The 20,114-nt window shown below is 44.0% G+C and carries 22 protein-coding genes; 2 read left to right on the plus strand and 20 right to left on the minus strand.

What is annotated here, in order from left to right; translation table 11 throughout:
- Window positions 1-180 precede the first annotated feature (180 nt).
- From QNI08_RS13225 to ssb, 7 genes are all read right to left on the minus strand, one after another.
- Complete coding sequence (locus QNI08_RS13225) at window positions 181-1,083, minus strand: ABC transporter permease (protein ID WP_285767893.1); 903 nt, start codon at window positions 1,081-1,083, stop codon at window positions 181-183.
- 12 nt (window positions 1,084-1,095) lie between these two features.
- Window positions 1,096-2,100 (minus strand): ABC transporter permease, encoded by a 1,005-nt coding sequence (locus QNI08_RS13230; RefSeq protein ID WP_285767894.1) that lies wholly within the window; start codon window positions 2,098-2,100, stop codon window positions 1,096-1,098.
- Window positions 2,101-2,214: 114 nt separating this feature from the next.
- Entirely contained in the window at window positions 2,215-3,822 is a 1,608-nt protein-coding gene (locus tag QNI08_RS13235; RefSeq protein WP_285767895.1) for an ABC transporter substrate-binding protein, read from the minus strand.
- 44 nt (window positions 3,823-3,866) lie between these two features.
- The gene (locus QNI08_RS13240; RefSeq protein ID WP_285767896.1) at window positions 3,867-4,835 is read right to left on the minus strand and encodes an ABC transporter ATP-binding protein; all 969 of its coding nucleotides are present in this window, start codon (window positions 4,833-4,835) and stop codon (window positions 3,867-3,869) included.
- Entirely contained in the window at window positions 4,816-5,820 is a 1,005-nt protein-coding gene (locus tag QNI08_RS13245; protein ID WP_285767897.1) for an ABC transporter ATP-binding protein, read from the minus strand. The genes QNI08_RS13240 and QNI08_RS13245 overlap by 20 nt, the downstream gene beginning before the upstream one ends.
- Before the next feature lie 286 nt (window positions 5,821-6,106).
- Window positions 6,107-6,400 (minus strand): hypothetical protein, encoded by a 294-nt coding sequence (locus QNI08_RS13250; RefSeq protein WP_285767898.1) that lies wholly within the window; start codon window positions 6,398-6,400, stop codon window positions 6,107-6,109.
- A gap of 17 nt (window positions 6,401-6,417) precedes the next feature.
- Window positions 6,418-6,780 (minus strand): single-stranded DNA-binding protein, encoded by a 363-nt coding sequence (gene ssb, locus QNI08_RS13255; RefSeq protein ID WP_285767899.1) that lies wholly within the window; start codon window positions 6,778-6,780, stop codon window positions 6,418-6,420.
- 368 nt (window positions 6,781-7,148) lie between these two features.
- Between ssb and QNI08_RS13260 the strand changes: the two genes are divergently transcribed.
- Window positions 7,149-7,583, plus strand: a complete 435-nt coding sequence (locus tag QNI08_RS13260; RefSeq protein WP_285767900.1) for a YwpF family protein — start codon at window positions 7,149-7,151, stop codon at window positions 7,581-7,583.
- Between the two features lie 112 nt (window positions 7,584-7,695).
- On the opposite strand, the gene QNI08_RS13265 is transcribed toward QNI08_RS13260, so the two are convergent.
- The 8 genes from QNI08_RS13265 to spoIIQ form a co-directional block, all read right to left on the minus strand.
- On the minus strand, window positions 7,696-7,986 hold the full coding sequence (locus QNI08_RS13265) for a hypothetical protein (RefSeq protein ID WP_285767901.1): 291 nt from the start codon (window positions 7,984-7,986) through the stop codon (window positions 7,696-7,698).
- Window positions 7,987-8,245: 259 nt separating this feature from the next.
- The gene (fabZ, locus tag QNI08_RS13270; protein ID WP_285767902.1) at window positions 8,246-8,674 is read right to left on the minus strand and encodes a 3-hydroxyacyl-ACP dehydratase FabZ; all 429 of its coding nucleotides are present in this window, start codon (window positions 8,672-8,674) and stop codon (window positions 8,246-8,248) included.
- Window positions 8,675-8,802: 128 nt separating this feature from the next.
- Complete coding sequence (locus QNI08_RS13275; RefSeq protein WP_285767903.1) at window positions 8,803-9,057, minus strand: DNA-directed RNA polymerase subunit beta; 255 nt, start codon at window positions 9,055-9,057, stop codon at window positions 8,803-8,805.
- 169 nt (window positions 9,058-9,226) lie between these two features.
- Window positions 9,227-10,075, minus strand: coding sequence for a flagellar hook-basal body protein (locus QNI08_RS13280; protein WP_285767904.1), 849 nt, complete (start codon window positions 10,073-10,075; stop codon window positions 9,227-9,229).
- 55 nt (window positions 10,076-10,130) lie between these two features.
- A complete protein-coding gene (locus QNI08_RS13285) occupies window positions 10,131-10,967 on the minus strand; it encodes a flagellar hook-basal body protein (RefSeq protein ID WP_285767905.1) in 837 nt (278 codons plus the stop codon).
- Window positions 10,968-11,238: 271 nt separating this feature from the next.
- Complete coding sequence (gene mreB / locus QNI08_RS13290; RefSeq protein WP_061141258.1) at window positions 11,239-12,240, minus strand: rod shape-determining protein; 1,002 nt, start codon at window positions 12,238-12,240, stop codon at window positions 11,239-11,241.
- Between the two features lie 275 nt (window positions 12,241-12,515).
- Window positions 12,516-12,788, minus strand: a complete 273-nt coding sequence (gene spoIIID / locus QNI08_RS13295) for a sporulation transcriptional regulator SpoIIID (RefSeq protein ID WP_034315767.1) — start codon at window positions 12,786-12,788, stop codon at window positions 12,516-12,518.
- A gap of 432 nt (window positions 12,789-13,220) precedes the next feature.
- Window positions 13,221-14,120 (minus strand): stage II sporulation protein SpoIIQ, encoded by a 900-nt coding sequence (spoIIQ, locus tag QNI08_RS13300; RefSeq protein WP_285767906.1) that lies wholly within the window; start codon window positions 14,118-14,120, stop codon window positions 13,221-13,223.
- A gap of 152 nt (window positions 14,121-14,272) precedes the next feature.
- Here spoIIQ and QNI08_RS13305 point away from each other — a divergent pair, with 152 nt between their 5' ends.
- Window positions 14,273-14,698 (plus strand): VanZ family protein, encoded by a 426-nt coding sequence (locus tag QNI08_RS13305; RefSeq protein WP_285767907.1) that lies wholly within the window; start codon window positions 14,273-14,275, stop codon window positions 14,696-14,698.
- 18 nt (window positions 14,699-14,716) lie between these two features.
- Here the strand turns inward: QNI08_RS13305 and spoIID are convergent, their stop codons facing one another.
- The 5 genes from spoIID to nuoN form a co-directional block, all read right to left on the minus strand.
- Entirely contained in the window at window positions 14,717-15,754 is a 1,038-nt protein-coding gene (spoIID, locus tag QNI08_RS13310; RefSeq protein ID WP_285767908.1) for a stage II sporulation protein D, read from the minus strand.
- A 196-nt stretch (window positions 15,755-15,950) separates the two neighbouring features.
- On the minus strand, window positions 15,951-17,252 hold the full coding sequence (gene murA / locus QNI08_RS13315) for a UDP-N-acetylglucosamine 1-carboxyvinyltransferase (RefSeq protein WP_285767909.1): 1,302 nt from the start codon (window positions 17,250-17,252) through the stop codon (window positions 15,951-15,953).
- A 32-nt stretch (window positions 17,253-17,284) separates the two neighbouring features.
- Complete coding sequence (locus tag QNI08_RS13320; RefSeq protein ID WP_285767910.1) at window positions 17,285-18,034, minus strand: YwmB family TATA-box binding protein; 750 nt, start codon at window positions 18,032-18,034, stop codon at window positions 17,285-17,287.
- Window positions 18,035-18,195: 161 nt separating this feature from the next.
- Complete coding sequence (locus QNI08_RS13325) at window positions 18,196-18,438, minus strand: DUF1146 family protein (protein WP_061465671.1); 243 nt, start codon at window positions 18,436-18,438, stop codon at window positions 18,196-18,198.
- 149 nt (window positions 18,439-18,587) lie between these two features.
- Complete coding sequence (nuoN, locus tag QNI08_RS13330; RefSeq protein ID WP_285767911.1) at window positions 18,588-20,114, minus strand: NADH-quinone oxidoreductase subunit NuoN; 1,527 nt, start codon at window positions 20,112-20,114, stop codon at window positions 18,588-18,590.

The raw sequence follows: 20,114 nt of genomic DNA on the forward strand, positions 1-20,114 counted from the left end.
TTTGGAATTTTCTTACTGAATATAAAATATCACAACTTTTGGGGTGATTTTAAGAGATAATAGTCACTATTTTCCTATTTAAAACTAGGATATTGTCATTATTTTCATATTATTAATAGATTTACATTTTTATAGCAAAAAGATGGTGATGTTATTAATAACATCACCCATCCTGTCATCCTAGTTTTTCATGCGCGGATCCAAAGCATCACGCAGTCCATCCCCCATTAGATTGAAGCCCAGGACCGTAAGCATGATTGCCAGCCCGGGAAAGAGGACCGTCCATGGGGCCTGTATGATGAAAGATCTTGAGTCGGCCAGCATTTTCCCCCACTCTGGCGCTGGCGGCTGTGCCCCAAGCCCAAGGAAGCCGAGCGCTGCACACTCAATGATGGCTGTGGCAATCGCCAAGGTTCCCTGCACGATGATCGGCGCAAGGCTATTCGGAAGGACGTGATGAAGGAGAATCCGGCCATCCCCCATCCCGATGGCCTTTGCAGCCGTGACGTATTCTTCTTCTTTCACCGTTAACACCCGTGAGCGTAACAGCCGCCCGAATATCGGGACATTGACGATGGCAATGGCAATTAGCGCATTGCGAAGGGAAGGTCCCAAAACCGCTACCACCGCAATGGCAAGCAAGATGCTCGGAAATGCCAATATGATATCAAAAATCCTCGAAATGATCGTATCCAGCCACTTCCCATAATAGCCTGCGATGATTCCAAGGAAGGATCCGGCGACGACAGATCCGGCGACAGATAAAAAGCCGACTCCAATCGATATCCGCGATCCATAAATGACCCTGCTTAAAATATCACGGCCAAATTCATCCGTCCCAAACCAATGTTCCGCAGAGGGCGCCAAATGTTTATCACTCAGCTTTTGCCCTTCGAATGAATACGGTGCGATAAGGGGGGCGAAGATGGCGATCAAGATGAAGAATAAAACGATGCCCAGCCCCACCAGGGCCACCTTATTCTTCCTAAAGCTTTTCCAGCCTTCCTTCCAGGGAGAGATGACTTGATCCCCTGCCTCTTTGGGAGGAAGGATTGGCGATGTATTCGTTGCTATTTCAGGCATGAATTTCCCTCCCTACTTATACTTGATCCGAGGATCGATCGCTGCATACAATAAGTCCACAATTAAGTTGATCATAACAAACAAAAAGGCGATGACAAGGATTCCGGACTGTATGACAGGATAATCCCGGGATAGGATTGCATCATAAATATATGTACCGATACCTGGCCAGCCAAAAATGTTTTCCGTTAAAATGGCCCCGCCCAACAGCAAGCCTGTCTGCAGGCCGATGACCGTCACTACAGGAATCAGGGCATTCTTCAAGGAGTGCTTGTAAACGACCCAAAACATCTTCATTCCTTTAGCACGGGCGGTGCGGATGAAATCCGACCTCATGACTTCGAGCATGGATGAACGTGTCATCCTTGCAATGATTGCCATCGGAATGGTCGCTAACGCCATTCCCGGTAAAATGAGATGCCTGATCACTTCAAAAAACTGATCTATCCTGCCATTCATGAGTGTATCAATCAAGTAAAGGCCGGTTATGGCCTCTACGGGATCCCTGATATTATCCCGCCCTGTGGTTGGAAGCAGGTCCCATTGAATGGAAACGATGTATTGCTCCATCAATCCAAGCCAGAATATCGGCATGGACAAGCCAACCAACGCAACCACCATCGCCACATAGTCAAACCATGAGTTTTGGAACCAAGCCGAGATGATTCCGGCATTCACCCCAATGACGACAGCGATGATCATCGCAATCAAGGCCAACTCGATCGTTGCCATTAAATATGGCCCGATTTCCTCGGATACGGGACTATTCGTTTTGAGCGATACACCGAGATCCCCCTGAACCAAGCCTGCTAAGTAATCCCAAAATTGAACGAACCAAGGTTTATCCAGTCCAAGCTGCTTGGTCATTGCCGCTACAGCCTCTTCTGTTGCTTGCTGCCCCAGGATCATCTGTGCTGGATTGCCCGGAATCGCCCGAATCATCATGAATACAATAAATGCCATTCCGAGCAGTACTGGAATGAGAGATCCTAAACGTCGTACGGTATAGGAAAACATAACAATCACCCTCCTTTAGCATAAGGGTCCTCTGAGCGCCCTCAAATCTTTTGAAATGCATTCCATAACAAAACCGGGAAGCATGCAAAACTACATACTACCCGGTTCTTACGGTTAATTTTCTAAAGAAACGTTAATAAGGGATTGAGAACCAGTTGGATGTGGAACAAACCCTTTGACTGTCTTGGAACCGGCTAGCTGCGGTAATGAGTGGACAAGCGGTACCCATGGTGCATCATCATGGATGATTTCCTGCGCTTTTCCATATAACTCATTACGCTTGGCTTCATCCGCCGTAGACTGTGCTTCGATCAATAGCTTGTGCACTTCATCATTTGCATAACGGGAATAATTGTTTGAGCCGATATTATCTTTATCCAATAAGGCATAAAGGAAGTTATCTGCATCTCCATTATCGCCTGTCCAGCCCAGCATGAAGGATTGGGCCTCACCAGCCTGCACTTTCTCTAAATAGGCAGCCCATTCGTATGAAACGATATTTGCCTCGATGCCAACCTGCTTTAAGCTTGCTTGAATGGCCTCGGCCACTTTTTGACCATCTGGCATATACGGGCGCGGCACCGGCATAGCCCATAGATCCATTTTAAATCCTTTTTCATATCCGGCTTTTTTCAGAAGTTCCTTCGCTTTTTCGACATCATAATCATAGTCTTCAATGTTGTCATTGTATCCGGAAACGGATGGCGGCATTGGATTTTTCGCAGGCTCCGCTGTGCCTTCGAAGAAGTTATCGATGATTTCTTTTTTGTTGATTAGGTGCGAGATGGCTTGACGTACTTCCTTTTTGTCGAAAGGCTTTTTCTCGACATTGAAGCCAAAGTAGCCGACATTCATGGACGGACGTTCGAATAGCTGCAGTTTGTCATCTCCTGTAACCTTGCTGATATCGCTTGGGTTCAAGCCGTCCATTAGGTCAACTTCACCTTTGATTACAGCATTTAAGCGAGCAGAGTTATCTTTAATGACTTTAAACGTGATTCCATCAAGTTTTGGCAGTCCTTTTTGCCAATAGTCCTCATTCTTCACCACTTCGATCGTATCGCCTGGCTTCCAGGATTTGAATTTGAAAGGACCTGTTCCAGAAGGGTTCTTCGTGAAGTTATCTCCCTCTTTTTCCAACCCAGCCGGACTGGCAATGGCGAAGGTAGGCATGGCAAGGTTTTTAAGGAACGGAGCCTGCGGGCGGTTCAATGTGAATTCCACCGTGCTGGCATCGAGTGCCTTCACTTCCTTGATGACATGGCCTTCATCGCCTTCAAACCCTCCGAACATGGAGGCATAATAAGCGAATTTCCCTTCATCCTTGCTTTGTGCCCAGCGTTGAAAGTTCTTCACGACAGCATCTGCATTGAAATCGGAGCCATCATGGAACTTGATGCCGGTTTTCAATTTGAATGTGTAGGTTTTTGCATCATCGGACACATCCCAAGATTCGGCAAGGCCAGGTTTTATCTCTGTATTATCTTCTCCGTATTTTACGAGCGTTTCAAAAATTTGCTGTGTGACGATGAATGATTCACCATCGGTTACGATAGCTGGGTCAAGACCGACCGCATCTCCGCCTTTACCATAAATCAAAGTACCGCCCTTCGCCTCACCCGATCCTCCTTTGCTCTCCTTTGATGTGGACGAGGAGCATCCAGCAAGCGCCAGTGACAGAGCCAGGATACAGGTCAATAATAAAGCCAATGTTCTCTTCATTTTCTTCCCCCTTGTTTTCAAGAATTTATGTATACGCCGGCATGTCAGTTATATAAATGACAAGCAACGTAGTGACCAGGTTTATGTTCATGCAAGATCGGCTTTTCCGATTGGCACTCCACCATCGCTTTAGGGCACCTCGTATGGAAGGGACAGCCGCTTGGAGGGTTCGAAGGACTTGGAACATCCCCCTGCAGGATCACCCTGTCGCCCTTGTACTCCACATCGGGAATCGGCACAGCCGATAATAAAGCCTGCGTATACGGATGGAGGGGATCTTCATACAACTTCTCACTCTCCGTCAATTCAACTATATGTCCAAGATACATGACACCGACACGGTCAGAAATATGCCTCACCACGCCAAGATCATGGGCAATGAATAGGTAGGTCAAATCAAAATCTTCCTGCAGGTCCTGCAGGAGGTTCAAGACCTGTGCCTGGATCGATACGTCAAGTGCGGATACGGGCTCATCGGCGATGATCAGCTTTGGGTTAACGGCAAGGGCCCTGGCGATGCCGATGCGCTGCCGCTGTCCCCCGCTGAATTGGTGCGGGTACCTTTTTGCATGGTACCCGCTTAAGCCGACAACCTTGAGCAGTTCCTGAACACGTGCCTTACGGACTTTTTTATCTTTTACACCATGAACGATGAGCGGTTCTTCCAAGATCTTTTCAACTGTATGCCTAGGGTTAAGGGACGCGAATGGGTCCTGGAACACCATTTGCATTTCACGACGCATTTTTCTCATTTCCCCCGGGGACAAAGAAGTCAGATCCTTCCCTTCGAAGTAGACATTCCCTTCACTTGGCTCTAGCAATCGCAGCAAAAGCCTTCCCGTCGTCGATTTACCGCAACCGCTTTCACCCACAAGCCCCAAGGTTTCCCCTTTATAAATGGAAAACGACAAACCATCTACTGCCTTGACCTCCCCAACGGTCTTTCCCAAAACACCGCCTTTGATCGGGAAATGCTTCTTAAGGTTTTCCACCTTAACCAATGTTTGATTCATGCATAGCTGCTCCTTTCCCATCTTCATAAAGCCAGCAGCGTACTTGCTGACCATCACCAAAATCCAATAGAGACGGGGTCTCGGTCACGCATTGCTCCATGGCATGGGAGCAGCGCGGTGCAAACTGGCATCCTAGGCTGCTTGTCCCGGGTTTTGGCACATTGCCGGGAATTGAGTAAAGGCGCTCTTTCTTTATCCGCATGTCCGGTATCGACTGAAGCAGCCCGACGGTATAAGGGTGCTTTGGGTTTTGGAAAATCGTTTGCACATTTCCTTCCTCTATCACCTTGCCTGCATACATGACAATGACACGCTCACACATCTGGGCCACGACCCCGAGGTCATGGGTGATCATCATGATGGCCGTATCAGTTTCTTTATTCAGGTTCTTCATCAGCTCAAGGATTTGTGCTTGAATCGTCACATCCAAGGCCGTTGTCGGTTCATCTGCGATAAGAAGCTTTGGCTCACAGATCATGGCCATGGCGATCATGACCCTCTGTCTCATACCGCCCGAAAGCTGATGCGGATATTCTCCAATCAATTCCTCAGCACGGCCAAGCCCAACCAGCTTCAGCATTTCAACAGCCCTGAGCCTGGCCTGTTTTTTGCTCCACTTTTTATGGATTCGGAGCGTCTCCACCAGCTGGTCTCCAATGGTGAACACAGGATTCAGGCTTGTCATCGGTTCCTGGAATATCATCGCTATATCGTTCCCGCGAATTTTTCTCATTTTCGCTTCAGTGGCATTCGCAATATTCTCCCCTTTAAAAAGGATTTCTCCTTCGACCTTCCCGGTCGGCGAAGAAACCAGTCCCATGATGGACAAAGAAGTCACGCTTTTCCCGCATCCCGACTCCCCAACAATCCCTAACACTTCACCGGGATTGACGTGAAAATCGATTGAATTGACAACCGGAATCACACCATCGTCCGTACGAAAACTGGTTCGCAGCCCATTCACTTTTATAATCGGTTCGACCATTCAATCACTTCCTATTTATAACTTTTTTTCCATTATATTATTTGGTTTATTATTGCATCAAAATTAAAATTTTACAATACGTTTTCTAAAAATTCTAATTTTGCAGAATAATTTTTTAATTTTTATAAAAAATGCGCATGTTGGCATAAAAAAAAGACTGCATATTGCAGTCTTGAAAGGGGGGAATCGACTAATCCGATTCGCTGGGGAGGTAAACCGGGGTATCAAGCGGGGGAAAGCCATGTTAGCTATAGGGGATGATGGGGAAAAGAGCAAGCTACCGCCATCAAGCTTTGCGGAGTTTCTTTCTGTCACCTAAAAATCCTTCACCTTTTTCGAGAGCTGAAACCCTTTCCATTAATTTTTCATTATGGTCATATAAATACTTGTTTTGCATTTCCAATTCATTGAGCATCATTTTAACCTGTCCCAATTCATAACCATTATCCCAGGTTCTCACATGCGTCCTTGCCAGATGGCCAATTAAGACGCTAATTCGTTCTTCCATCCGTTTGTTGATCTGCATGAAATCATTTAGGGAATCTGCATTCTCAAGGGACCCCTTATATGCTCCATTCATACGCTCCACCTCCAAGTCTATAAGCCAATTTGCTCGAATTCCTCTTGCTTCACTTCTTGCTGTTTAGGCCCGAGGAATTGAACCATTTCTGCAACTACTTCCGTTACGTATATGTTCTTGCCATCCTTGTTTTCATATCTCCTCGTTTGTATCCTGCCCGTTATGCCGATCAATGTCCCTTTCCTACAATACTGGGCAGTATTTTCAGCTGACTTATTCCATATGATACATTGTACGAAGTCAGCTTCGTAGTCACCAACCGTATTTCGAAAGTTACGGTTGACCGCTAACGTGACGTTGGAAACAGCCTTGCCTTCAGGAGTGTACCTTAATATGGGATCCTTCGTAAGTCTGCCGACAAGGGTTACTTGGTTGATCATCTTTTCTCTCCTTTCCATTTAAGATGCTTTAATCATACTTGTTCTTCCATCAATAGAAAAATGCCGAAAATGGACTTATTCCGGCTGTCTCTTTTTTAAAAATTGATGATATTAAGATCATAATCATTTTTTTCTGCTTGTAGTCGGGCAATAAGCTAATAGTTAACAAAATTAAATATTTTGCAAATTTTTATACTTTCGTTCATAATTTAGACAATTGCTGGGTTTTCTTTTCTTTAAGGGCACCTTGTTTAGTATGATATAATTACCTTTAAAAGGATTAATCGACATGTGTCATTTTGGATAGATTAAAAATTACGTATAAGAGGGGTACATGCCGCTCTTTTGGCAAGAAACGGAGGAATTAGATGAAATCGTTTAAATTGATCTCGCTGCAAATCGTTACGGAAAATTTCCACCTGATTGATATTGCATTGACTGATGGGCTGATAATAAATAAAGAAAACGATGCCAGGACCTGGCTGCTGGAAGCCTTTGTGGAGGAAGATCATTTCAAGGAATTCGAGCGCTCGCTTCCCAATATAGACGGAGAGGTGTATATCCAGGCCGTCATTACCAAAAAAGATAATGAACCGGCTTTATTCCACACCGCCTTGCGAACGATTAGAAAGGTAGGCAGCCATTATAGCCTCTTATTCGTCGGGCATATCCAAAAAACGCGCAGCAAATATGCAGAGCTCCTGCTTGAAGATTTGGTCCATAAAGGGCTTGCCGGTGATGAATTGATAAATGAATTCAAACAAAAAATCCGCTCGAAGCCTAAATTGGCAACGAATAAATAAAGACTCCGCTCCTTTATCCCCTAACCGAACGCACATACAATAAAAGACTGACATAGCTGAAAGGATATCCATCCTTTTTCACTAAGCCAGTCTTTTATCAATTTTCAACTAATTACTTATTGTTATCTTTTTTATTAATGTCGTCATCCATGTTGGTATCATCGTTATCGTTTTCAAGCATACCGTCATCATCTTTATCCATATCATTGACATCGTTATCATTCATGTCGGTATCATCTGTGCCGCCGTCGTTATCATTTACGCCATTGTTATCATCTTCTATGATATTGTTGTCATCTTCTGGAGCGGGATTGTTATCATTATCATTTGTTCCACATCCGGCAAGGAACATTATGGATAATAAAGATCCCCCAATTAGTGCTAAAATTCTGCTCTTCATCATTTGGCAACCTCCTTTCATTCTTAATCATTAGCTATTTTGCCCGAATGTGAAAATAACTTGCGCGCTATTTAAAATTAAAAAAGAAAAGGCACCAAAAACCAAATCGGCCATAAAAAAGGCCGGACATAAAATGTCCGGCATTCAAAGGGAGAATAAAAAAGGGTCTAAAATTCAATTTGCTTTCAAAAGCATGCAGTGCTCTTTACTATATACACCGCTCAACGATCATTTAAACCATTTTTTAGAAAATGAGGGAGATTTATTTGTCAGCGAAGGCAAACATGATTTCGGCTTCACATGCTACTTCGCCATCTACCGTTGCCACAGCTTTCCCCTTGCCCATCGATCCCCTCATCCGCACAATCTCAACCTCAAGACGCAGTTGATCGCCTGGCTTCACTTGCTTTTTAAAGCGACAGCTATCGATCCCGGCAAAAAATGCAAGCCGTCCTTTATATTCTTCTTGTTTCAACACGGCTACAGCACCGACCTGTGCCAAAGCTTCAACGATTAAAACCCCAGGCATTACCGGATAATCAGGAAAATGGCCATTGAAGAATTCTTCATTGGCAGAGACATTCTTCAATCCTACCGCCCTTTTTCCTTCTTCTATTTCAATGATGCGATCCACTAATAAAAATGGGTAGCGATGCGGGATGATTTCTTTTATTTGTGTGATATCAAGCATATTCGTTCCTCCTGCGACTTCATATTTTAAGAAAATGACGAGACTCGCCCCTGCCTTTGCGGGCAGAGGTGCATGGACCCAGTCCTATCATTCCGTTAACGCATAAATTGGACTCCCAACAAGGAAGTTTATGCGCCCTTGTTCACTATATCAATGATGTGGGTCCATGTGGATTTTTGGAAAACATCCAGGGCATGTCCTCCCCCAATGACACTGTAGCCTAAAAGCGCCCCTGATAATACAGCAATGAATATCAATCCAATAACAATGAGCAAACGAAGCCAGATCGGCAAAAGACGGACCCTGATTTTAAGGTTCGGCTTCGGCTCGACTTCCGTTAGCTCTTCTTCAATTTGTTGTTTCATTACACGATTTTGTTCCATATAGAATGTGAAAGCTCCTTTTTCTAAGAAAACTCACCGACTTATTTCCCTGTACTCAAGGAATACGGCAGCTATGCAAAATGATGGGCACAAATGAATCTCTTTGTCATGAATCCATTATAACCGATTTGCTGTAAATCCGCAGGGAGGCATTTTAATTTCCAGATACTTAACGGATGCCATTGATCAATCCGCTCATTTGATCCGCCATCGTGATGGAACGGGATTGAAACTGATAAGATCGCTGAACATTAATCAAATCCGACATCTCTTTTGACAAATCGACATTGGAGGACTCAAGGGCTCCTTGGCGGACTGCTATTTGATTCCGGGACTCACCGGACAGCACAGTCATGATATCGTCCGCGGTCACATCAAGATCCTTGATGTTTTCGGGCAGGCCCAATAAATTCCCGCCCAGCCGGTCAAGGAATTGCGGTTTCTTGACAGATACGATGCCAAGCCTGAAGCTTTCACGTCCATATTCTTCAGTATCCACCGTCATTTCGCCATTGTCCGAGATGTTAATGTCCGTGACATTTCCACCGATCAGGATGGGATCGCCATTTTCATCAAGGACTTTGTGCCCGGCAGATGTAACCAGCATCATTTGCTCCGGGTCATTCGCGTTGGGGGATAAGTAAAAGGCCCCGTCACGGGTTAGCCTGGTATTGGCACCTTTCCCGTCCTGAACGCTCACTGTGAAGAATTGGTCTTCCTTAGTCAAAGCGGCATCGAGGTTCCGGTCTGTCGTCTTGATCGCTCCCTGCGAAAGCACCAATTGAGATTGGCTTATCATCGCACCAGTTCCCTGCCGGATGCTAGGTGCCGTCAGTCTTCCCTTTTCCTTGGATTCATCAGGCTGATTATTGAAGCTCTGTGTCAATAAGTCATTGAAGCTCGTTTGGGTCTTTTTATAAGCGGTCGTATCCACATTGGCAATATTATTACTTATCTGATCGATTTTATGTTGAAGTTGGTTCAGCGTATTTGTCGCTGTCATCATGGTCCGATTCATGGGTGTTCCCCTTACATGTTCAAATTTCCATTGGCTTGTTCCTTCTCGTTTTCACTTAAATCCTGCCCACTTCATTGACCGCTTTATCCAAACTTTTGTCATAAGCCTGAAGCACCTTCTGGCTGGACTCAAAGGAGCGGTATGCCGACATCATTTCCGTCATCGTCCTCGATTGGTCGACATTCGAACCCTCCAGGAAGCCTTGCTTGGCAGAAAATCCGCCCCCCGCTGCCGCATATGCGCTCGGTAATCCTTCATCGTTCACAGCCTTATAGAGGCCTTCTCCATCCTTCATCAGCTGGGAGGATGGATCATTTGAATACCCGATGCCCAGTCGTGCGGTTTGGACATTCCCCTCCAAAATGGCACCGTCACCCGTTACGGTAAACCGGTCGCTTTCAAGCTTGATCCGTTCATTCTTGTCACTTAAAACATAGAGACCTGAAGGCGTTGTTAAATAACCTTGCCCATCAAGGGTAAAGCTGCCGTTTCTTGTATAACGGAGTCCGCCATCACCATCCTGGACAGTAAAAAGCACTGACCCTCTGCGTCCATCATCATTGGCAGGCAAGCTTTCATCAGCCAAAGCCAAATCGGTATTGAGCCCAGTTTCCTCCAATGTCCCCTGGGTGAATGAAGGGTTCGCCTCCTGTACGTAAACGCCGGTACTAAGCCCACCGACTTTGGAAATTTCAGGAATGCCCAATTTATTCTCAGTAGGGATCGTTTTCCCGCCCATGTTGCTGATAAGCATTTCCGAAAAAGACCTTACACTCGTTTGGTCAGCTTTATACCCCGTTGTATTCGCATTGGACATGTTATTTGTGAGTAATTCAGTGCGCCTTTGCTGTGCAATCATCCCGGAAGCAGCTGTATAAAATCCTCTTAGCATCTTCTTCACTCCTCATTCTTTAAAAAACTTTAACCGTTCATTTTCTCATATCTTTCTTATCGGACATGAACAACAGTATCTTAAGGAAAAATGAAAAGCTTTAGGCGGAAGTAGGATCCGTTAGGTCAGATTTAAAGGAATGGTGTTAAATCCCGGATAAAAGAAGAGGGTCTATTGCTCATCATTACTAGAACCGCACGCACTTTCACTATGCCCCATGTTTGTCTGAACCTTAGACCCTTATCTTATGATGCAGATTTCCATCCGCTTTTTAGTTGAATTTATGCCTTGGCAGCTTGTCCATATTATCCAGCATGATTCCAGTTCCGATTGCTACACAATCCATTGGATGCTCGGCAACGAGTACAGGGACTTTTAGTTCTTCGGCAAGCAATAAATCGATGCCGTGAAGCAATGCTCCCCCGCCCGTTAAGATGACGCCACGGTCAATGATATCAGCCGAGAGCTCAGGCGGTGTCCGTTCAAGCACGCTTTTGGCAGCTTGTACAATGACGGAAACCTGCTCGCGAAGAGCTTCCTCAATCTCTTCAGAGTTGACCGAAATGGTTCTAGGCAATCCCGAAACCATATCACGTCCACGGATGTCGATGACTTCATTACGTGAACCTGGGAATACGGTTGCCACCTGGATCTTGATGTTTTCCGCTGTACGCTCACCGATCAGGAGCTTATACTTCCGCTTGATATAATGCAGGATTTCGTTGTCGAATTTGTCACCGGCCATTTTAATGGAAGAAGATGTAACGATATCACCCATTGACAGTACGGCAATGTCAGTCGTACCTCCGCCTATGTCCACGACCATATTGCCGCTCGGTTGAAAAATATCCATGCCGGCGCCAATAGCAGCCACTTTCGGTTCTTCTTCAAGGAATACTTTTTTCCCGCCGCTTTTTTCCGCCGCTTCTTTAATTGCCTTTTGTTCTACGCTCGTAATGTTTGTCGGGCAGCAAATCAAAATCCTTGGCTTGGAAAGGAAGCCCTTGACGTTCAATGTATTGATGAAATGCTTTAGCATCGATTCCGTTACATCAAAATCCGCAATGACTCCATCTTTCAAGGGACGAATGGCGATGATGTTTCCCGGGGTCCGGCCTACCATTTTACGAGCTTCCTCGCCGACTGCAAGAACACGGTTCGTATTCTTATCTATTGCCACCACCGAAGGCTCATTTAACACAATTCCTTTACCTTTGACATGTATAAGAACATTGGCTGTTCCAAGATCTATCCCAATATCTCTAGCAAACATTTCTTAAATCCTCCTTGAATATCCTCACATATAACCTACTTCTGTCCTAATTGTTTATTTTACCATATTGCATTGACACAAGTAAGTATGAATTATAAATAAACGTTAATGAATACTTTTACTACCTATTTTGGCAAAATATAAATATTTTCAATACCATATGTACCATCCTTGTTGCAAAAAAAAATCCCGGCAGTGAATCGCTGTCAAGGTTCGGGTTTGACCCTTACCCTGACGGCTCGACTCACATCCAAATGCCGGAATGGTATACCTGTTCATTTGACGATTTCTTCTTCTCTTTCAGAGCGTTTATATTTTAATTTTGTTGCTTCGCCGCCCCTAAGGTGACGGATGGATTTATGATAATCCAATATATCCTTTACTTCGTTAGCCAAATCAGGATTAATTTCTGGCAGCCTCTCCGTCAAGTCTTTATGGACCGTACTTTTAGAGACTCCGAACTCTTTTGCAATGACGCGGACCGTTTTTCTAGTTTCCACGATATACTTTCCTATCTTGATGGTTCTTTCTTTGATGTAATCGTGCACACCACTCGACCTCCCCAAATTGGATGTGAGAAGTGTGAAATGAGATTCGTATTTTTCGAATCGAATACCGCTGCCCTATAAACAATGAAAGATAGAATTATTCAACTATTAGATAATTTGTAATAAACGATTCCTCACCTCAAACACTCTCTTTGCATGGTTTATAACATCTTATTAGCTTGGTTAAGAATATATGCCTAATGGGACAGGAGGTTTGGATTTATTTCTAAGCATCACCCGTTTTATTTTCATAAGAAGAAAATTATTTCCCAAGAAATTTGTCGGATTATCAACAGGTTCAGCAATAGTGGACGCATCACCTCGATACAAAAAGAAAACCGTCCACAGTGAACGGTTTCCTTTTACCAAATTTTCAGTTGTTGTCATTCGTAACGTCCATGGTTTTCGTTTCGATTTATGAAAAACTTTTTATTAATTAGATTGATTTAATGAATCTTTTAAGGAGCCGCTCTCTTCAGTCGTATCTTCACCTGGAGTTGAGCCTTCCTCATCCGTGCCATTATCTAAATTCGCACCTTCGTCAGTTTCGTCAACGGCAGGAGTTTCTTCCTGGCCTTTTTCAGATTCTTCGATTGCAGGTGTTTCTTCTTTTTTAGCTGAGTCGTCAAGCTTGCTGCCTTCCGCTTCGGTTGCAGCTTGAATGGCAGAAGCTTGTTTATCGAAAAATTCAATCGGATTCAATGCAATGTTATCTTTCCTGATCTCGAAGTGGACGTGTACGCCAGCTTCTTCATTGATTTGGCTTTTTCCAGCCTTAGCAAGGGATTGTCCTTGTTTCACCTTGTCACCAACGGCCACTTTAATGTCTTTAACAGATTGATAACGAGTAACGACACCATCTTCATGCTCTACTTCAATCAGATTTCCAAGTAATGCATCATTTTGAACTTTCGATACATTACCGCTTAAGGATGCTTTAACATCGAAAGACTTTCCGTCTTCCATTGCAATGTCTATCCCTTTGTTCTGTTCGTATCTATTGTTGTAAAAAACCAAAGCATCTTCCTGTGCCTTTTCATCTGCATTCACATCATAAAATTGTTTTTTGATTACCGTCTTTTCTGCATCGGCTACAGGCATCTTGGTCGTTTCAAGATTACTATTGACCTCGACAGAAGGCTGATCATAGTTTTTTCCTGTTTCAGCTGACTCTTCATTCCCGTCTTTAGCTGAATCATTAAAACTATTTTGTAATAAGAAGGCCGCGGCTAGGATTATGGCTGCACTTGCGATATAGATTGCTGCTAACGCCCAACGCTGTTTTAGTATACGTCGGATTGTGGAAGTTGATTTCTTTTCTTCCTCTCTCATATTAATCACCTCAGCAATCATTCTGAACACTTTGCTAAGATTATATACACGCATGAAAAAATTTTTTTAGATTTATTTTGTGGAAATGAAACCGATTTTATTCGCGGAATGGTAAAATGTTTTGTATCTTAATGCCGAAGGATGTTTAATTTATGAAAAAAGCCTTTAAACTCGTATTAACATCATTGCCTTTCCTATATATGATTGCAATATGGATTATGTCGGGCAATCCCGATGATATGCTTCTTGACCTTCCATCGACTTCGATCGACCGATTTATAAAAGAAGCGCTTCACCTTGTCGAATTTGCCATTTTGTTCATTCTTTTCGTTTCGGCACTTGCCGCAAACCAAAAACTGAAACCAGGATTAAGCCTGCTGGCTGCCCTTGCATCCTGCCTTTATGGAGTATTGGATGAATACCACCAATCATTCGTTCCATACCGTTCAGCTACCTTAATAGATGTCATAAAGGATATCATCGGAGTATCCGCTGCCTATTTCCATGTTCAATATCATTATTTCAAGCACGGACGCGGCTTTTTGACCTACATAGAAAAAGTGACCGCAAAAAAATGAGAGACGGATTATCGTCTCTCATTTTTTTGCGGTCATCGTATTCAGCCATTTATTGGAGGACTGGACTTTAACCCCTTTATAATAATACTTCACGATATCTTCATAGCTTTTTCCTTCCCTGGCCATTCCATTCGCACCATATTGGCTCATCCCAACGCCGTGCCCCGATCCCCTTGTCGTGATGACAATCCGGTTGCCTTGGCGCTCCCAGTTAAAATCCGATGATGTCAGCCCTAGCTTTTCCCGAATCTGTTTTCCCGTCAATTTCTTGCCCCCGATTTCCACGATTCCCACGCGATTGCCTGAGGTTCTTTTGACGACAGTTCCTATCGTAGTTCCTGCCGAAAGACTCACACCAAGTTTACTTTCAAAATCGGCAGCGTTCACGACAACTTTATTATAAAATTTTGGTGATTCCTCTTTATCCCACGGACTGGACACACTTCTTAAATAGGGAAAATCCGCTTGCCAATAGTCCTCGGAATTTTCCGTGTAGCCATTGCTGGTGGAAAAAAACGTGGCTGTAATCGGTTTTCCATCATAGGTAAGAATTTGCCCTTCCGTTTCCTTGATGGCCTTGCTGATTTTTTTCATCTTCGATTTATAATCAGAGCCCCATTGCTTTTTAAGCTCATCATCATTCTTATAAACCTGATGCATGACCGTATCGCTCACATCGGCACCATCAGGCAATCCAAGGCGACTCTCGCCAATAAGCTGATTGACAATGTAGGTCCTTGCCGTCAACGCCTGTGCCTTCAATGCTTCTTCCTCAAATTCCGCTGGCATCTCAGCAGCAACCACGCCAGTCAGATACGTTTCCATCGGCACCTTTTCAATCTTTTTTGCTTGGGTCCGGTAAACGGCAACATCAACGCTACTCATTTCTTTTGCACTTACTTCATTACTGCTCTTCTTCACTTTCTTCTCCAATTGCTCGGCTAACTCACCACTTGTCTTATCATTTGAAAATGGAAGCACAAGCACTGCTGGAATCATGATAATTACGAATGCTACTGCTACGAATAGTATGATCATCGGTTTGATTGCTTTCAAACTCCTGAGCCTCCCTACACTTGTTTTCTCTGCCGCAATTAGCCTTCGGCAGGATCTTTACATAACAAATGTATGTCGAAGGACAAGCATTTATGAATAGAAAAACGGCATCCGCTCAACAGGAGTCCTTACTTGAAAGAACAAAAAAACCATTCACGTTTCAATATCTCAAACGTAAATGGTCGTATAAGCTAACTTAAGCGTTCAAATCGGCAATTTTTTTTGTTTCTGCCGGTACATCTTCATTGATGCGTTCCACATCGGCGCCTAAAGCTGCCAATTTACCGTGGAAGTTCACGTAGCCTCTGTCAAGATGCTTCAATTCCGTAACACGAGTGATGCCATCTGCAACCAAACCAGTCAGGATAAGCGCTGCTGCGGCACGTAAATCTGTTGCAGCTACTTCTGCACCTTGAATGTTAGTCGGTCCATTAACGATAACGGAGCGGCCCTCGATTTTAATATTGGCATTCATGCGGCGGAATTCCTCAACATGCATGAAACGGTTTTCGAAAACAGTCTCCGTGATCATACTTGTTCCTTCAGCACGCAGCAATAATGCCATCATTTGTGACTGCATATCAGTCGGGAAACCAGGATGCGGCATTGTTTTGATATCAATCGCCTTCAAGGTTTTTGGACCGATGACGCGCAGGCCATCTCCTTCTTCAATGATCTTGACTCCCATTTCCTCCATTTTGGCAATAAGGGAAGTAAGATGTTCAGGCACAGCTCCTTGAACAAGAACGTTACCGCCGGTAAGAGCTGCCGCTGTCATGAATGTACCAGCTTCGATACGGTCAGGTATAATATGATGTTCAACGCCATATAATTTATCGACGCCTTCGATTCTCATCGTACCTGTACCGGCACCTCTTACTTTGGCACCCATCTTATTAAGGAAGTTCGCAAGATCTACAATTTCAGGCTCTTTGGCCACATTTTCCAAAACAGTAATGCCTTCAGCAAGTGTTGCTGCCATCATGATGTTTTCAGTGGCACCCACACTCGGGAAGTCTAGATACACACGTGCACCCTTAAGCCTTCCTTCGACCTCGGCATCAATGAAGCCATTGCCGACCTTCACTTTTGCTCCCATCGCTTCAAAGCCCTTCAGATGCTGATCGATAGGACGTGAGCCGATGGCGCAGCCTCCTGGAAGTGCAACGCGGGCCCGGCCATTCCTTGCTAACAAGGAGCCCATCACTAAAACGGAAGCCCTCATTTTACGTACATATTCAAATGGTGCTTCATCTAATAACTCTCTTGATGCATCTACAGTTACTTGATTATCATGAAAGGCAACATCTGCATTTAAGTTGCGCAATACTTCATTGATTGTATATACATCGGAGAGCGTAGGAACATCTTTAATGATACTTTTCCCATCACTTGCTAATAATGTTGCAGCGATAACTGGCAAAACGGCGTTTTTAGCACCTTCTACTTTAACTGTCCCGCTAAGCCTTTTTCCGCCGCGGACGATGATTTTTTCCAAAAGTATTCCCCTCCGCGTCCATTTTCTCTATATTAATATTCAAACGTTATGATTGGTGTGCCAACTACAAAGTTCGTTCGTTCACCCAATCCTTCTGTCCGTAGCCCAAACTGCAAATTTAATTTTTCTTTTGTCAAAGGTTGTTTAAACAAAGTTGAATGTGCAGATATAGATGTAAAGTTTGTTTCATGCACACTCTCAATTTCCCTTGCTTGGAACATATCTAACAGGTCTTCAGTTTTAGAGTTTAAAACCGAATCCATATTATCATTGATAGACCCTTTAATACAAGAAAAAATTGAAGGAGTCCCTATAAATAGGTCATTTACCCTGTTCTGGAATGTAGTTGTAAAAAAGGCCGGATTGCCTTTTTTCCACTTCTGTCCCTTCACTTCATAAATGACATAGGTAACTTTTTCAAATTTCTCTTCTGTTGTCATTATTTTGATAGACTCGGTCAGACCTGAATCGACATTGTACGTTAACGCCTCAGCCTTCCAGCCGGAAGCATCATCTTTCCGGTGCCATTGAAATTGAGGGTATTTTTGTTTCAATGCATAAATTTCACTGTCAAACTCTTGTTTAGTTGCAATCTCTTTATTTATTTCTCTAGCGAGTACGGACCATTGACCTATGTCCAAATCCTCATCTTCTTGTAACAGCCCAACCATTTTGACTATATCCGGTCTCGTTTCTGCCACAATCGTACTATTCCCAATTATAATCACCATCAAACCAAGAAATACTATGTATACCAACATTTTTTTGTTTATATTATACATGTTAAATCCCTCCCCTTTTATGCATTATTGCCATAAGGAGAGAAATCATACTTCGAGTTTTCCGACAATCACTTCTGCCTTCAGCTGCCCATTGCAAGAAGAAGACTTGGCGAATAAAAGAATAGGATCATATTTTGCTATAAACAGAGTCTTACAGCTTGTCAGTCATCACTGAACATATACGGAAGTTGGTTTGCAAATCCCAGGTAGTCAAGGAAGAAATTACTCACAACCGAACCGATGGCAACCGTCAATAAAATATATAAAACCCTGGCCTTGATGACCGAATTCGATCTTAAGATTTTATCGAAATGTAATGCCTGTAAAGCCCACCAGGTAACTGCAATGAAAAACAAATGTGCAATGATCCCTGTTAAAGCCTGCTGTCCCATTGCTGAAAACATGTACATACCTCCTAAAAGACACCCGTCCTCTATTCTAACACAAAACACCCTCATATTTGGAATATAAAAGGAAGAATTGCAAATATCTTTTTAAAAACTGTAAATAGGGGCTTGATCCAATGGAACAAGCCCCTATCTATGGCATTATATCATTTACTCGAGATAAAGTCTGTAAAATCACCAAATTGTTCATGAATAAAATCGAAGGCAATATTTGGAGCAATCCCAAAAATGACGGTGCCAATCGCACAAATGATCAAAACTGCTGAAACGCCCGGGCGAATCTTTATCGCACCCTCGAAATGAATCGGCCGGAAAAAGACCTGGACCAATAGCCCGAAGTAATACACATAAGAGACGATGGTTCCGGCAATCATGATACCGGCAAGGACGAAATGGCCAGGCTCAGTAATGAACGTACCCAGGAAAATGTTCAGTTTGCCAATAAAGCCGGTCGTTCCCGGAATCCCAGCCAAGGAAAGGATATAGATGGTAAATGCAAGTGCCAGGAGAGGAGATTTCCTTCCGAGGCCCGCTAGCATCCCAATATCCTCTGTACCGCTTTGACTGGAAAGAAGCTGGATGACCGCGAATGCGCCGATGTTCATCAATACATATGCCAATAAGTAATACCAGACTGTATCGATCAGGAAATATCCTCCGCCCAATGTAGCCACAGCGACAAGGAGGTACCCTGCATGGGCAATGCTTGAGTAGGCGAATAACCGCTTTACATTTTGCTGCCTTAACGCAATCACATTTCCAATGATGATTGTCAGCCCAGCCATTGTTGCTATATAGCCATCATTTTTTTCCAAGAAGTCTAAGGCCCCGAACACATCACCCGGAGCGGTCAGGAACAAGGAAAGGAAAATGCGCAGCAGGATGACAAAACCCGCCATTTTTGAAATGACGCTCAAGAAGGACGCCACAGGTGTCGGCGCACCCTCATAAACATCCGGTGCCCACATATGAAAGGGAGCGGCGGCAATTTTAAAGGATAAACCGACAAAAACCATGAAGAAGGCGAGACCGATGATATATTGCAGCTGGCCGTCCGTCATCCCTGCCATCGTCCGGCTCATGTCGCCTAGGTTGACTGAACCTGTCACCCCATATAAATAGCTCATCCCGAACAAGGTGATAGCCGTGGAAATCCCGCCGTTTATCACATACTTCATCGAGGCTTCATTGGAAGCTCGGTCGCGTTTGCGGATTCCGACCAATATATAAGATGAAAGTGAAAGCAATTCCAGTCCGACAAACAGGGTTATCAAATCCCCGCTTGAGGACATGATCATCGCTCCAAGCAAGGCAGTCAGGAACAGATAGTAAAATTCCCCACGGTGTTCACGCAATCCTTCTTTCGGTTCATAGCCTTCGGCGAGAAGGATGATTAGCCCCGCGCCGACTAATAACAGGAGCTTGAAGGCTTTTGCAAATGAATCCAAGCGAAACGTATCGGACAGGATACTGACTGTCTCAAAGGATAATAGGCTTATCAGCGACAATCCTGCCAAAATGATGCCGGTTAACGCGAGCCACGCCAATTTCCTTCGATTAAAGTGCACCGGCCAGAACAAATCCAATATCGATAAAGCCATGGTTGTGCCAAGGATGATGAATTCAGGCATCATCGCTCCCCAATTATAAGAAAGCATCGTGTTCCAATCCAT

It is taken from the genome of Peribacillus folii (assembly GCF_030271255.1).
GTDB lineage: Bacteria > Bacillota > Bacilli > Bacillales > DSM-1321 > Peribacillus.